Raw genomic sequence first — 13,819 nt, 5'->3', positions numbered from 1 at the left:
GTCGGTCGGGGCGAGGGGGGACTGTCGGGGCGGGTCAGGGCCGCCAGCGGAACCAGCGCAGGGCGGCGGCCGTGGCCGCCGCGGTCCAGAGGGCGAGCACCAGCAGGGCGCCGGGGGCCCAGGCGCCCTCCACGAGGGCCGCGCGCAGGGCGGCGCCCAGGGCGCCGGAGGGGGTCAGCTCGAGCCAGGCCCAGTGCGGCGGGAAGACGGTGCCGCCCACGGCGCCGATCAGCACCCACACCAGGTTGGCGACGGCGAGGGTCGCCTCGGGGCGGGCGGTGCCGGCCAGCAGCAGGCCCAGGGCGGTGAACGCGGCCGCGCCCAGCGCGAGGGCCAGGAGCGCTGGCACGAGGCCGGCCGGGTCGGGGCGCCAGCCGAGCGCGAGCCCGACGCCGCCGATCACCACGGTCTGGATGGCCAGCACGGCGATCACGGACACGGCCTTCCCGGCCACGAGCCCGAGGGTGCCCAGGGGGGTCGTCGCCAGGGCGGCCAGCACGTCGTAGCGGCGCTCGAACCCGGTGGAGATGGCGGTGGCGGTGAACGCGGAGCTCACCACGGCCAGGGCGAGCACACCCGGCACGGCGACGTCGAGGCCGGAGCGGCCGGGGGTGTCCAGCAGGCCGGTGACGTGGATGCCGACGAGCGCCAGCAGGGGCAGGATCAGGGTCACCAGGAGCTGCTCACCGTTGCGCAGGGCGGTGCCGGTCTCGTAGGCGGCCTGGCGCGTCACCCGCGCGCCCAGCGGGGCGGCGCCGGCGTGCGGGGCGGCGGTGGGGGCGGCGGTGGGGGCGGCGGTGGGGGCGGCGGTGGGGGCGGGCGTGCTCATGATCGGCTTCCGGCGGGGGTCTGGTCGGTCGGGGAGGGGGCACCGTCCGGACCGGTCTGGACGGGCTCGGTGGGGAGGCCGGTGTCCTGCAGGAGCCGCTCGAGCCGCAGGGTGGCCCGCTCGATCCGGGCGGGGAAGAGGCCGTGGGCGGTCCACGTGCCGGTCAGGCCTTCCAGCTCCGCGGGGGAGCGCACCCCGGCCACGCGGGCGGTCGGGGAGTCGTGGTCGAGCGTCACGGGGAAGGTCCCGGACACCGCGTCCGCCCACGTCGCGACGGCGGCCGGGGAGGCGTCCCCGAAGTCGACGTCCAGGACGTCGCCGTCGGCCACCCGGGTGAGTTGCTCCAGGGTGCCGGCACGCACCACGCGGCCGGCGCGCAGGATGGCGACCTCGTCCGCCAGGCGCTCGGCGTCGTCGAGCAGGTGCGTGGTGAGGAGGACGGCGGCGCCGCGGGCGGTGTGCTCTCGGATGACCTCGTGGACCACGGGGCGGGTCTCGGGGTCCAGGCCCGCGGTGGGCTCGTCGAGGAAGAGCAGGTCGGGGGCGCCGACGACGGCGGCCGCCAGGGCCGCGCGCTGGCGCTGGCCCCCGGAGAGGCGACGCAGGGGGCGGTCCGCGACGGCGCCGATGCGCAGGCGGTCCAGCAGGGCGTCCGGGTCCAGGGGCGCCCGGTAGAGCGAGGCCACGTGCCGGACGAACCGGCGGGCCGTCACCGAGGGGGGCAGCCCGCCCTCCTGCCACATGACGCCGATGCGCGCCCGCAGGTCCGCGGAGGCATGCCAGGGGTCCTCGCCGAAGACGCGGACCGTGCCTGCGTCGGGACGGTCGGAGCCGTGGCACAGGCCCAGGGTGGTGGACTTGCCCGCGCCGTTCGGGCCCAGGAGCACGGTGACGGCGCCGCCGCGCACCGTGAGGTCGACGCCGCGCAGCACCTCGGTGCGGGCGCGGCCGCGGCCCAGGGTGCGGTGCACCCCGATCAGGCGCAGGGCGGGGGCGCCGGGGCGGGAGGCGGGGGTCTGAGGCACCCGACCAGTCTAGGCGCGCGGGTCAGGTGTCCCCTCGGGAACGGCCGGGGCGGCAGGGTGGCGCGGGACACGCGCGTCATGACTTGAACGGTTCCAGACCAATACGACATAGTGTTCTTGTGTATTCCGACTCCGCAGAGACCGCCGCGCCCGCCCCGGGCACGCGCGAGCGCGTCCTGGACCGGGTGCTCACCCGCGGGCCCGTCTCCGCGGCGGAGGTCGGGCGCGTCCTCGGGCTCACCGCCGCCGCCGTGCGCCGCCACCTCGACGCCCTCGAGGAGGAGGGCCTGGTGGAGGTCAAGGCCGTCTCCGCGGCCCGCGGCGCCGGCCGCCCCTCCCGCCGCTACGTGGTCACCCAGCGTGCCCAGCGCCGCCTGGGCGGCGACCACCTCGGTGTGGCCCTGTCCTCCCTCGACCGGCTCGTGGAGCTCGGCGGGGAGGAGGAGCTGCGCCGCCAGGCCCGGCACGCGTTCGCGCCCGTCGAGGACGCCTATGGGGCCGCCGTCGCCGGCCGCTCCCTGGACCTGGCCGAGCGAGCCCGCGTGCTGACCCAGGTTCTCGACGAGGCCGGCTTCGCCGCCAGCGTGCGGCGGGTGCGGGCCGGACTGGCGCCCACCCTGCGCGCCGAGCAGGTCTGCCAGGGCCACTGCCCCCTCCAGGGGCTGCCGGCCCGTCACCCCGAGTTCTGCGAGGAGGAGACCGCGCTGTTCGCCCGCCTGCTGGGCGTGGACGTGCGCCGCCTCTCCACCCTCGCCGCCGGCGGGCACGTGTGCACCACGCACGTCCCGCTCGGGCGGGCCTGACGCCCGCCCCCATCGACCGCCCACCGTCCACCCCGACCGAGAGAGAGGCTGAGATGACCGACCAGATCATCCAGCAGGACAGCTCGCCGACCGCCGATCCCGGCGTCATCAACGAGATCCTCGAGAAGAACCCCGAGCTCAACGCCATCGGCGCCTACCAGTACGGCTGGGCCGACTCCGACGTCGCCGGTCAGACCGCGCGCCGCGGCCTGAACGAGGACGTCGTCAAGGACATCTCCGCCAAGAAGGACGAGCCGGAGTGGATGACCAAGCTCCGCCTCAAGGCGCTGAAGTACTTCGAGCGCAAGCCGATGCCGGCATGGGGCCCGGACCTCTCCGGGATCCACTTCGACAACATCAAGTACTTCGTGCGCTCCACCGAAGGCCAGGCCAAGACCTGGGAGGACCTGCCGGAGGACATCCGCAACACGTACGAGCGCCTCGGCATCCCCGAGGCCGAGCGTGAGCGCCTCGTCTCCGGCGTGGCCGCCCAGTACGAGTCCGAGGTCGTCTACCACCAGATCCGCGAGGACCTGGAGGAGCAGGGCGTCATCTTCCTCGACACCGACACCGCGCTGAAGGAGCACCCCGAGCTGTTCGAGGAGTACTTCGGCACCGTCATCCCGGTGGGCGACAACAAGTTCGCCTCGCTGAACACCTCCGTGTGGTCCGGCGGCTCCTTCGTGTACGTCCCCAAGGGCGTCCACGTGGACATCCCGCTGCAGGCCTACTTCCGCATCAACACGGAGAACATGGGCCAGTTCGAGCGGACGCTGATCATCGCGGACGAGGACTCGTACGTGCACTACATCGAGGGCTGCACCGCCCCGATGTACAAGTCGGACTCACTGCACTCCGCCGTGGTGGAGATCGTGGTGAAGAAGAACGCCCGCGTGCGCTACACCACCATCCAGAACTGGTCCACCAACGTGTACAACCTGGTGACCAAGCGTGCCGTGGTCGAGGCCGGCGGCACCATGGAGTGGGTCGACGGCAACATCGGCTCCAAGGTCACCATGAAGTACCCGGCCGTGTACCTCACGGGCGAGCGCGCCACCGGCGAGACCCTCTCCGTGGCCTTCGCAGGCAAGGACCAGCACCAGGACACCGGCTCCAAGATGGTGCACATGGCCCCGAACACGTCGAGCTCGATCGTCTCCAAGTCCGTGGCGCGCAACGGCGGCCGCGCCGCCTACCGCGGCCTCGTGCAGGTGAGCGAGGGCGCCAAGGGCTCGGCGAACTCCGTGGTGTGCGACGCCCTCCTGGTGGACACGGTGTCCCGTTCGGACACCTACCCGTACATCGACATCCGCGAGGACGACGTGACCCTCGGCCACGAGGCCACCGTGTCCCGCGTCTCCGAGGAGCAGCTGTTCTACCTCATGAGCCGCGGCCTGTCCGAGGACGAGGCGATGGCCATGATCGTGCGCGGCTTCATCGAGCCGATCGCCCGCGAGCTGCCGATGGAGTACGCCCTCGAGCTGAACAAGCTGATCGAACTGCAGATGGAAGGATCGGTGGGCTGAGTTGACCGACATCGTGGAGAACACCGCAGAGCGCAACCTGATCCCCGGGATGGGGGACGAGGGCGAGCAGCTGGCCCGCGGCCAGAACGCCGAGGTCCAGCGCGCTCCGCGCGCGGCCGGGCAGTCCCGCGCCGACCGCGTGGCGTCCAAGGACCTCGCCGACTTCCCGACCCTCACCGGCCGGGAGGAGGACTGGCGCTTCACCCCGCTGGACCGCCTGGCGGGGCTGCACCTGCCCGGCGGCGACGACGCGCGTCTGACCGGCCCGGCCCCGGTCGTCACCGTGTCTGAGCACGCGGGCGTGACCGTGGAGACCGTGGGCCGTGACGACGCCCGCGTCGGCTCCGTCGTGACCCCCGACGACCGCGTCTCGGCCGCCGCCTGGGCCTCGTTCGAGCAGGCCACGGTCGTCACCGTGGCCGCCGGCGCGGAGGTCCCGGCCCCCGTGCGCATCGACGTCACCGGGGCCGGGTCCGCGCCTGCGGCCCACCACCTGACCGTGGTGGTCGAGGAGAACGCCGCCGCCGACGTCGTGATCACCCATCGGGGCACCGCCGTGGTGGCCCAGAACGTCGAGCTCGACGTGCGCCGGGACGCCCGCCTCAACGTGGTGTCCGTCCAGGCGTGGGAGGACGACGCCGTGCACGTGGGCGCCCATCAGGCGTCCGTCGGGCAGAACGCGCACCTCAAGCACGTCACCGTGTCCCACGGTGGCTCGCTGGTGCGCCTGACCCCGACCTCCCGCTTCGCGGGCGAGCGGGGCGAGGCCGAGATGTACGGCCTGTACTTCGCCGACGCCGGCCAGCACCTGGAGAACCGCCTGTTCGTGGACCACAACCGCCCGAACTGCGTGTCCAACGTGCTCTACAAGGGCGCCCTGCAGGGCCAGGACGCGCGCACCGTGTGGGTGGGCGACGTGCTGATCCGCGCCGAGGCCGAGGGCACGGACTCGTACGAGAAGAACGAGAACCTGCTCCTCACGGACGGCGCCCGCGCCGACTCCGTCCCGAACCTGGAGATCGAGACCGGCGTGATCGAGGGTGCGGGCCACGCGTCCGCCACCGGCCGGTTCGACGAGACCCAGCTCTTCTACCTCATGGCCCGCGGCATCCCGGAGACCGAGGCGCGCCAGCTGATCGTGCGCGGCTTCCTCAACGAGATCATCCAGAAGATCCGGATCCCCGACGTCGAGCGCGAGCTCACCGAGGTCATGGAGGCGGAGCTGCAGGTCACGCCGCTCTGAGCCCCGCCCGCCCCCACCCCCCACGCTTCCCCCAAGGAGAACCGCCCATGGCAACCCTGCAGATCACCGACCTGCACGTGCAGATCGAGACCGAGAACGGCCCCAAGGAGATCCTCAAGGGCCTGTCGCTGACCATCGAGACGGGCCAGACCCACGCCATCATGGGGCCCAACGGCTCCGGCAAGTCCACGCTGGCCTCCACCATCGCCGGCCACCCCCGCTACGATGTGACCTCCGGGTCCATCACCCTCGACGGCGAGGACGTCCTCGAGATGTCCGTGGACGAGCGCGCCCAGGCCGGCCTGTTCCTGGCCATGCAGTACCCCGTGGAGATCCCGGGCGTCACCATGACCAACTTCCTGCGCACCGCGAAGACCGCGATCGACGGCGAGGCCCCCTCGCTGCGCACGTGGACCAAGGACGTCAAGGGCGCCTTCGAGGCGCTGCAGATCGACCCGGCGTTCATGAACCGCAACGTCAACGAGGGCTTCTCCGGCGGTGAGAAGAAGCGCGCCGAGATCCTCCAGCTCGAGCTGTTCAAGCCGACCTTCGCGATCCTCGACGAGACCGACTCCGGCCTCGACGTGGACGCCCTGCGCATCGTCTCCGAGGGCGTCAACCGCGCCGCGCAGGCCAACGAGATGGGCACCCTGCTCATCACCCATTACACGCGCATCCTCAACTACATCAAGCCCGACCACGTGCACGTGCTGGTGGACGGCCGCGTGGCCGAGTCCGGCGGCCCCGAGCTGGCCGACCAGCTCGAGGCCGAGGGCTACGAGCGCTTCGTGAAGGCCTCGGCGGGGGTCTGAGCATGGTCGACACCGCTGCACAGACGCCGGTCGAGGACGTCCGCGAGGCCCTCAAGGACGTCATCGACCCAGAGCTGGGCGTGAACGTCGTGGACCTGGGCCTGCTCTACGGGCTGCACTACGCCGAGGACGGCGCGCTGCTCGTGGACATGACCCTCACCACGGCCGCCTGCCCGCTCACCGACGAGATCGAGGACCAGGTCTCCCGCGCCATCGGCACGCTGGTGGACGAGTGGCGCCTGAACTGGGTCTGGATGCCGCCGTGGGGTCCCGAGCGGATCACCGAGGACGGCAAGGACCAGATGCGCGCCCTGGGCTTCAACATCTGACCCCGCGGGGTCTCCGCGCCCCGGACGACGACGCCGGCCCGCATCTCCCCGAGGGGTGCGGGCCGGCGTCGTCGTGGAGGGTGCCGGCGCGCACGCACGGCCCCCTGCGCAGCCGCCCATCCGGACATCCGGACCGGAATGGGCATCGAATTCCGGCCCTAACGTCCGGATGAGGGCGGGAGGACGAGGGTGGGAAGGTGGCTCCTCGACATGCCGGGGGCATGGCGCCGTCTGGGAGAATCGGGGCACAGGCCCCTCACCGGGAGGGGTCCGTCCACGACAGGGGGTGACCCCATGGTTCCCAGCACCCGCACCGCAGTCCCCGCGACCGCCCTCGCGGCGGCCCTGGCGCTCGCCCTGATCGGATGCGCCGGCGAGGCGCCCCGGCCGACGGGCGACGGACCCGCCGCCGCACCGCCGACGTCGGCGGGTCCGTCCTCCACGGCTCCGACGTCCACGCAGGCCCGGGAGGACTTCTGGGCCGGCTACAGCGCGATCATGATCAGCGAGGTGGACCCGGCGATGAGCCTGGAGGACCTGACGGAGAAGTCGACCGTGGTCGTGCGCGGCCGCATCGAGGGCGTGACCGGCGCCCGGGAGGTGGACGGGCGCGTCGTCCCGGCCCCGGACGGCAGTGCGCTGGAGACCTCGCTGCTCACGGTGCGGGTGGAGGACGTGCTCACCGGCGAGCCGGGGGACACCGTCCGGGTGTGGGTCTACGGGGCGGCCCCGGAGACCGCCCCGCCTGCCGAGTCGTTCCTCTGGTACCTGATGTCCTCGGACACTCCGGACGCCCTGTTCATGACCAACCGGTCCGGCGTGATCGGACCCGACGCCGCGGGGACGCTGTCCACCGTGATGGTGCCCGGGGACGCGGAGTTCATCCTGCCGGACGCGGCCGAGTCGCTCCAGGACGTGCAGCGCCGGACCGAGGAGCTGCTCGCGGGCTGACGGGATCCGGCCTCTCCGCGCCCGGGACAGACGACGGCGCCCGCACCTTCCGGAGGAGGTGCGGGCGCCGTCGTGGTCCGGTGGAGCGGCTCAGATGTCGAGCGTCTCCGCCTGGAAGGTGTTGCACTGGTTGATGTCCGGGGACTGCCGCGCCGTCTCGTAGCCGCGCATGAACCAGGCCTGGCGCTGCTCGGAGGAGCCGTGCGTGAAGGCCTCCGGGTTGACGCGTCCCTGGTACTGCTCCTGGATGCGGTCGTCGCCCACGGCGCCGGCGGCGTCGATGGCCTGGGCCAGCTGGTCCTGGGTGATGGGCTTGAGGAAGGGCTCACCGGACTCGGGGTCGATGGTCTGGGTGGCCTGCCCGGCCCACATGCCCGCGAGACAGTCGGCCTGCAGCTCGGAGCGCACGATGTTGGACTCCACGCCGGTCTGCCCGTCCTGGGCGTACCGCAGCCAGCCGACCACGTTCTGCACGTGGTGCGCGTACTCGTGGGCCACGATGTACTGCTCGGCGAGCGGGCCGCCCTGCGCGCCGAAGTCCGAGCTCAGGGTGGCGAAGAAGTCCGTGTCGAAGTACATCGACTCGTCCGCGGGGCAGTAGAACGGGCCCGTGGCGGAGGTCGCCGAACCGCAGCCGCCCGTGGTGACGCTGCCGTTGAAGAGGGTGAGGTCCGGCTGGCGCCAGTCGATCGTGTCGAACTGGCCCATGTACTCGCCCCAGAACGCGTCGGCGGACTCGGTGGTGGCGATCACGCGGCAGTCGGTGCTGCGGTTGGCGTCCGCACCCGTGGAGCACTCGGCGTCCGAGACCGGCTGGGAGCCGCTGCCTGGGATCTGCTGCTGGTACTGGCCGTAGGTGGAGCCGGTGTCCGTGCCCGCCCCGCCGATGCCGAGGTCGTCGGCGTACTGGGGGAAGAACACGGCGATGAGCAGGGCGAGCAGACCGCCGCCGCCGCCGATCGCGGCACCGCGGCCACCCAGGCCGCCGCCTCCGCCGCGGGCACGGCCGGCGTTGATCTGCACGTTCTCGTTGAAGCTCATGCGCCAGAGTGTAGACGGACTAGACTGGCCCGGCGCCGCAGTCGGCGCATCCCCCCACCTGCAGGAGCCCTCCCTTCCCATGCTCACCGTCACCGATCTCGAACTGCGCGTCGGCGCCCGGCTCCTCATGGACGAGGTGAGCTTCCGCGTGGACCGGGGGGACAAGGTGGGCCTGGTGGGCCGCAACGGCGCCGGCAAGACCACCCTGACCAAGGTGCTCGCCGGCCGCACCCAGCCCACCGCGGGCACCGTGACCGCCTCGGGCCGCATCGGCTACCTGCCCCAGGACCCGAAGGTGGACGACATGGAGCAGTCCGGCCGGGACCGCATCCTCTCCGCCCGCGACCTCGACCAGACGATCCGCCGCATGCGGGCCGCGGAGGAGGGCATGGCCTCCGACGACGACGCGCAGCGCCAGAAGGCGATGGACCGGTACTCGCGGCTCGGGGCGGAGTTCGAGGCCCGCGGCGGGTATGCCGCGGAGTCCGAGGCCGCGCGGATCACCTCGAACCTCGGCCTGCCGGACCGCGTGCTGGACCAGCCGCTGCACACCCTCTCCGGCGGCCAGCGCCGCCGCGTGGAGCTCGCCCGCATCCTCTTCTCCGACGCGGACACCATGCTGCTCGACGAGCCCACGAACCACCTGGACCACGACTCGATCGTGTGGCTGCGCGAGTACCTGCGCACCTACTCCGGCGGGCTGCTGATGATCAGCCACGACGTCGAGCTCATGGAGATGACCGTCAACAAGGTCCTCTACCTGGACGCGAACCGTCAGACGATCGACGTCTACAACATGAGCTGGAAGAACTACCAGGCCCAGCGCCAGCAGGACGAGGCGCGCCGCCGCCGGGAGTTCGCCAACGCGGAGAAGAAGGCCTCCGCCCTCATGGCGCAGGCCGAGAAGATGCGCGCGAAGGCCACGAAGGCCGTGGCCGCGCAGAACATGATCAAGCGCGCCGAGCGCATGATGCGCGGCGTCGAGGGGGAGCGCGCCACGGACCGCGTGGCCGCGATCCGGTTCCCCACGCCGCAGGCCTCCGGCAGGACGCCGCTCAGTGCGCAGAACCTGTCCAAGTCCTACGGGTCCCTCGAGATCTTCACGGGCGTGGACCTCGCGATCGACCGCGGCTCCCGCGTGGTGATCCTCGGCTACAACGGCGCGGGCAAGACGACGCTGCTGCGCATGCTCGCCGGCACCGAGACCCCGGACACGGGCGAGGTGATCGCCGGCCACGGCCTCAAGCTCGGGTACTTCGCCCAGGAGCACGACACCCTGGACCAGGACGCCTCCGTCCTGGACAACATGCGCCACGCCGCGCCCCAGCTGGGGGACACCCAGTGCCGGACGCTGCTGGGCAGCTTCCTCTTCCAGGGCGACGACGTCGACAAGCCCGCCCGCGTGCTCTCCGGCGGCGAGAAGACCCGCCTGGCGCTGGCCACGCTCGTCGCTTCGAGCGCCAACGTCCTGCTGCTCGACGAGCCCACCAACAACCTCGACCCCGCCAGCCGCGAGGAGATCCTCAACGCGCTGCGCCAGTACGAGGGGGCCGTGGTCCTCGTGACGCACGACGAGGGCGCCGTCGAGGCCCTCGACCCCGAGCGCGTGGTGCTCCTGCCCGACGGCGACGAGGACCTCTGGAGCGAGGACTACCTGGACCTCATCTCCCTGGCCTGAGCCCCGGGCGCACGAGGGCCCCGACTCCGCTCGGAGTCGGGGCCCTCGTGCGTCGGCTCAGCCGCGGCGGGCGGTGACGTCCTGGAGCGCGTCCTCGACCTCCTCGTCGGACGGCCGGCCCCCGCGGCGGCGGCGCTGCGGCTTCGGCCGGGGGGCGCGGCGGGCGGCCGTCATGCCGTCGTCCTCGGCGTCCTCGAGGGCGTCGGCGCGGTCGTTGCGGGCGCGCATCCAGGCGGAGTAGCCCCACACGCCGAAGCCCATGGCGGCGAAGATGTACCACTGGATGGCGTAGGACAGGTGCGGGCCCTCGTCCAGGGTGGGCTCCACGAGCGCGCTCGGCGCGGTGGCCGCGGCGGGGGTCTCCTCGACCATGAGGCCGTAGGCGGTGTCCGCCAGGGGCCCGTCCACCAGCCCGGCGATCTGCGCCAGGTCGATCGAGGGCACCTGCCCCTCCGGGGCGTCGCGCTCCAGGGCGGGCTCGCCGGGCTTCACGCGCACCACCACCTCGCGGACGTCCGGGTGCGGGGCGGGGATCGTGTCCGGCCGCCCCGGCTGGGAGCCGATGGGCAGCCAGCCGCGATCCACGACCACCACGGGCCCCTCCTCGGTGCGGAAGGGCACGAGCACCTCATAGCCGGGTCGGCCGGCGCGCGGCCGGTTGCGCACCACGAGAGTCTCCTCCTCGAGGTACTCGCCCCGCAGGGTGACGGGTGTCCACTCGTCCTCGGTGTCGAAGGCGGTGAGCATCCGGGACGCCTGCGCGAAGGGGACCGGCTCGTCGTCGTAGTTCTCCAGGACCCGGTTGACCTGGTGCATCACCTCCACGCGCCGGTCCCACTGCCACTGCGCGAGCCCGTGGCAGAGGAGGGCGAAGAGGATGCACACCACGAACCCGAAGATCCAGCCGGGGCTCAGCACGAAGCCGAAGCGCAGCGGCGGCAGGTCCGCGCGGGCGTCCTCGACGGCGGGCGTGGGGGCGGGGCTCATGCGGGGTCCTCCCGGGAGGTCGGGGCGGTCAGGCCGGTGACGTCCTGCAGGAAGCCCCGCGAGGCGAGGAAGTCGTCCAGGTGCGCGCGGTGCTCCTCGCATGCGGTCCAGGTCTTCACCCGGTCCGGGGCGTGCACGCGCGGGTTGTTCCAGTGCAGGGCCCACACGGCCGGCGCGGTGCAGCCGCGGCGCGAGCAGACGGGGGAGCCGTCCGGCGCGGCGGCCTCCGCGCCGGTCCGGGAGGCGGGTGCGGCGAGGGCGGCCGGGTCGTGGCCGGCGGCCAGGGCGCCCAGCAGGTCGGGGCCTGTCACGCCGCGCCCCCGGTCCGGCCGGCGGGCAGGGCGCGACGCGCGGCGGGGTCGTCCTCGTCCACCACCTCGCCCACCAGCACCACGGGCTCGGCCGGGGTGTCGGCGGGACGGGAGGGCTCGGCCGCGAGCGCCGGCCGGGCCGGCGCGGTGGGGCGGATCCGCCCGGCGGTGTGGGGGCCGGCGTTGTTCACGCGCACCACGGCGACGTAGGGCAGGATCACGGCGCCGGCGATGAACAGCAGCTGCCACCAGCCGTGGGTGAACAGGGCGGCCACGAAGCACGCGGTGCGGACGGCCATCTGCACCACGTAGACGCGCATGCGGGCCTCGCGGTCTTGGCTGCGCGGGGCGGCCGCGGTGGTCACGCCCTGGACGTCCGGCGCGCGGCGTGCGGCGCGGCCCGTGGGCGTCCCGGGGTCGGCGGTGGTCATGGGAGTGCTCCTCACCGGGGTGTCGGATGCCCTGCACGGCGCGAGGCCGTGCGTAGAGTGGTGCTGCGTCGGCGGGCGCAGGAGAGGGGATCCGCAGAGGATCGCCGCCGTCGCCCGCTGACCTGCCAGTCTAGTCCCGAGCAGCGAAGGTGGTCGTCATGGCCGAGCAGTCCGCGTCCGAGTCCCAGGGCCGCAGCGTCCTCGTCACGGGAGGCAACCGCGGCATCGGCCTGGCGATCGCCGAGGCCTTCCTCGCCGCGGGGGACCGGGTGGCCGTGACCTCGCGTTCCGGGGAGGGCGGGCCCGAGGGCGCGCTCACCGTGGCCGCGGACGTCACCGACGCCGGCTCCGTGGACGCCGCCTTCCGTCAGGTGGAGGAGGCGCACGGCCCGGTGGAGGTGCTCGTGGCCAACGCCGGCATCACCCACGACCAGCTGCTGCTGCGCATGTCGGAGGAGGACTTCACCTCCGTGGTGGACACCAACCTCACCGGCTCCTTCCGCGTGGTGCAGCGCGCCACGAAGGGCATGATGCGCCTCAAGCGGGGGCGGATCGTCCTGGTGTCCTCCGTGGTGGGCCTGCTGGGCTCGCCCGGCCAGGTCAACTACGCGGCCTCCAAGTCCGGCCTCGTGGGCATGGCCCGCTCGATCACCCGGGAGCTCGGCGCGCGCGGCGTGACCGCCAATGTGGTGGCCCCCGGCTATATCGACACCGAGATGACCCAGGCCCTCGACGACGACCTCAAGGTCCAGTACAAGAAGTCCATCCCGGCCGGCCGCTTCGCCGAGCCGGCGGAGGTGGCCGGCGTCGTTCGATGGCTCGCCTCGGACGAGGCCGCGTACGTCTCCGGGGCCGTGATCCCCGTGGACGGCGGCCTCGGCATGGGCCACTGAATCCACACTTCCGCACCCCGCACCCCGCACCCCGACCAGCAGACTCCGCCGCAGGAGGCACCCATGACCGAGAACACCACCCAGGACCTGGCCGGACGCGGCGTCGTCGTCACCGGCTCCTCCCGCGGCATCGGAGCCGCCACCGCCGAGCTGCTGGCCGCCCGCGGCGCGGACGTCGTGGTGAACTACCGCCAGAAGGCGCCGCGCGCGAACAGGGTGGTGCAGAGGATCGAGGACGCCGGCGGCCGCGCCGTGGCCGTGGGCGGGGACGTGACGAGGGCCGAGGATCGCGCCGCGCTGCTCGACGCCGCCGTGGAGCACTTCGGCTCCCTGGACGTGCTGGTGCTCAACGCCTCCGGGGGCATGGAGTCCCAGTTCGGCGAGGACTACGCCATGAAGCTCAACCGTGACGCCCAGGCCGCGCTGGCCGACGCCGCGCTCGAGCGCATGTCGGCCGGCGGGCAGATCGTGTTCGTGACCTCCCACCAGGCGCACTTCATCGACGAGGTCGCCACGATGGACTCCTACGAGCCCGTGGCCCGCTCCAAGCGCGCCGGCGAGGACGCCCTGCGCGAGCGCATCCCCGCGTTCACCGAGAAGGGCGTGGGCTTCGTGGTGGTCTCCGGCGACATGATCGAGGGCACCATCACCGCCACCCTGCTCGACCGCGCCGAGCCGGGGGCCATCGAGGCCCGCCGCGAGGCCGCCGGCAAGCTCTACTCCGTGGAGGAGTTCGCGTCCGAGGTGGCCTCGATCGTGGGCCGCACCGACCTCGAGGTGGGCCACACCGAGCTCGTCGGCGGCGCGCAGGACTTCCTGGCCCGCCAGCAGGGCTGATCCCGGCTGCGGCCGACGGGTCCGGCCCTGTCTGCCGGGTGCCGTCCGCTGCCGCCTGGTCCACCTGCGTTCCGGGGGCAGAAGCGGTGACCGTCAGGGGGTTCCATGGGCAGAGGTGTGGAC

General features: G+C 73.0%; 15 protein-coding genes. 9 read left to right on the top strand and 6 right to left on the bottom strand.

Features of this window, described 5'->3' with window-relative positions; translation table 11 throughout:
- Positions 1 to 34: 34 nt before the first annotated feature.
- Both MA879_RS03035 and MA879_RS03030 read right to left on the bottom strand, forming a co-directional pair.
- A complete protein-coding gene (locus tag MA879_RS03035) occupies positions 35 to 829 on the bottom strand; it encodes an ABC transporter permease (protein WP_248123379.1) in 795 nt (264 codons plus the stop codon).
- Positions 826 to 1,854 (bottom strand): ABC transporter ATP-binding protein, encoded by a 1,029-nt coding sequence (locus MA879_RS03030; protein WP_248123377.1) that lies wholly within the window; start codon positions 1,852 to 1,854, stop codon positions 826 to 828. The genes MA879_RS03035 and MA879_RS03030 overlap by 4 nt, the downstream gene beginning before the upstream one ends.
- Positions 1,855 to 1,973: 119 nt before the next feature.
- Here MA879_RS03030 and MA879_RS03025 point away from each other — a divergent pair, with 119 nt between their 5' ends.
- The 6 genes from MA879_RS03025 to MA879_RS03000 all read left to right on the top strand — a co-directional run bounded on the left by MA879_RS03025 (position 1,974) and on the right by MA879_RS03000 (position 7,518).
- Positions 1,974 to 2,657, top strand: a complete 684-nt coding sequence (locus MA879_RS03025) for a helix-turn-helix transcriptional regulator (protein WP_248123376.1) — start codon at positions 1,974 to 1,976, stop codon at positions 2,655 to 2,657.
- A gap of 53 nt (positions 2,658 to 2,710) precedes the next feature.
- Positions 2,711 to 4,183, top strand: coding sequence for a Fe-S cluster assembly protein SufB (sufB, locus tag MA879_RS03020; protein ID WP_248123374.1), 1,473 nt, complete (start codon positions 2,711 to 2,713; stop codon positions 4,181 to 4,183).
- 1 nt (position 4,184) lies between these two features.
- A complete protein-coding gene (sufD, locus tag MA879_RS03015; protein WP_248123372.1) occupies positions 4,185 to 5,426 on the top strand; it encodes a Fe-S cluster assembly protein SufD in 1,242 nt (413 codons plus the stop codon).
- A gap of 47 nt (positions 5,427 to 5,473) precedes the next feature.
- The gene (gene sufC / locus MA879_RS03010; protein WP_248123370.1) at positions 5,474 to 6,238 is read left to right on the top strand and encodes a Fe-S cluster assembly ATPase SufC; all 765 of its coding nucleotides are present in this window, start codon (positions 5,474 to 5,476) and stop codon (positions 6,236 to 6,238) included.
- 2 nt (positions 6,239 to 6,240) lie between these two features.
- Positions 6,241 to 6,567: a metal-sulfur cluster assembly factor gene (locus MA879_RS03005; RefSeq protein WP_418001209.1), complete on the top strand. Its 327-nt coding sequence runs from the start codon at positions 6,241 to 6,243 to the stop codon at positions 6,565 to 6,567.
- Positions 6,568 to 6,861: 294 nt separating this feature from the next.
- Complete coding sequence (locus MA879_RS03000) at positions 6,862 to 7,518, top strand: hypothetical protein (RefSeq protein ID WP_248123368.1); 657 nt, start codon at positions 6,862 to 6,864, stop codon at positions 7,516 to 7,518.
- Positions 7,519 to 7,608: 90 nt separating this feature from the next.
- Here the strand turns inward: MA879_RS03000 and ypfJ are convergent, their stop codons facing one another.
- A complete protein-coding gene (gene ypfJ / locus MA879_RS02995; protein WP_248123366.1) occupies positions 7,609 to 8,559 on the bottom strand; it encodes a KPN_02809 family neutral zinc metallopeptidase in 951 nt (316 codons plus the stop codon).
- A 79-nt stretch (positions 8,560 to 8,638) separates the two neighbouring features.
- On the opposite strand from ypfJ, the gene MA879_RS02990 reads away from it, so the two are divergent.
- Positions 8,639 to 10,237, top strand: a complete 1,599-nt coding sequence (locus MA879_RS02990) for an ABC-F family ATP-binding cassette domain-containing protein (RefSeq protein WP_248123364.1) — start codon at positions 8,639 to 8,641, stop codon at positions 10,235 to 10,237.
- Between the two features lie 57 nt (positions 10,238 to 10,294).
- Here MA879_RS02990 and MA879_RS02985 read toward each other — a convergent pair whose 3' ends face one another.
- The 3 genes from MA879_RS02985 to MA879_RS02975 are packed head-to-tail and all read right to left on the bottom strand — an operon-like array spanning position 10,295 to position 11,966.
- Positions 10,295 to 11,224, bottom strand: a complete 930-nt coding sequence (locus tag MA879_RS02985) for an SURF1 family cytochrome oxidase biogenesis protein (RefSeq protein WP_248123362.1) — start codon at positions 11,222 to 11,224, stop codon at positions 10,295 to 10,297.
- A complete protein-coding gene (locus tag MA879_RS02980; protein WP_248123360.1) occupies positions 11,221 to 11,535 on the bottom strand; it encodes a hypothetical protein in 315 nt (104 codons plus the stop codon). The genes MA879_RS02985 and MA879_RS02980 overlap by 4 nt, the downstream gene beginning before the upstream one ends.
- Complete coding sequence (locus tag MA879_RS02975; RefSeq protein ID WP_248123358.1) at positions 11,532 to 11,966, bottom strand: DUF3099 domain-containing protein; 435 nt, start codon at positions 11,964 to 11,966, stop codon at positions 11,532 to 11,534. Before MA879_RS02975 ends, MA879_RS02980 begins: the two co-directional genes overlap by 4 nt.
- A 158-nt stretch (positions 11,967 to 12,124) precedes the next feature.
- On the opposite strand from MA879_RS02975, the gene fabG reads away from it, so the two are divergent.
- Together fabG and MA879_RS02965 are read left to right on the top strand one after the other, a co-directional pair.
- Positions 12,125 to 12,859 (top strand): 3-oxoacyl-ACP reductase FabG, encoded by a 735-nt coding sequence (gene fabG / locus MA879_RS02970; RefSeq protein ID WP_248123356.1) that lies wholly within the window; start codon positions 12,125 to 12,127, stop codon positions 12,857 to 12,859.
- A 63-nt stretch (positions 12,860 to 12,922) separates the two neighbouring features.
- Positions 12,923 to 13,696: an SDR family oxidoreductase gene (locus MA879_RS02965; protein ID WP_248123354.1), complete on the top strand. Its 774-nt coding sequence runs from the start codon at positions 12,923 to 12,925 to the stop codon at positions 13,694 to 13,696.
- Positions 13,697 to 13,819: the final 123 nt, after the last annotated feature.

It is taken from the genome of Micrococcus lacusdianchii, assembly GCF_023155805.1.
GTDB classification, from domain to species: Bacteria; Actinomycetota; Actinomycetes; order Actinomycetales; family Micrococcaceae; genus Micrococcus; species Micrococcus lacusdianchii.
The sequence above is the reverse complement of the archived record's forward strand: the minus strand, read 5'-3'. Positions and strand labels throughout refer to the sequence as shown.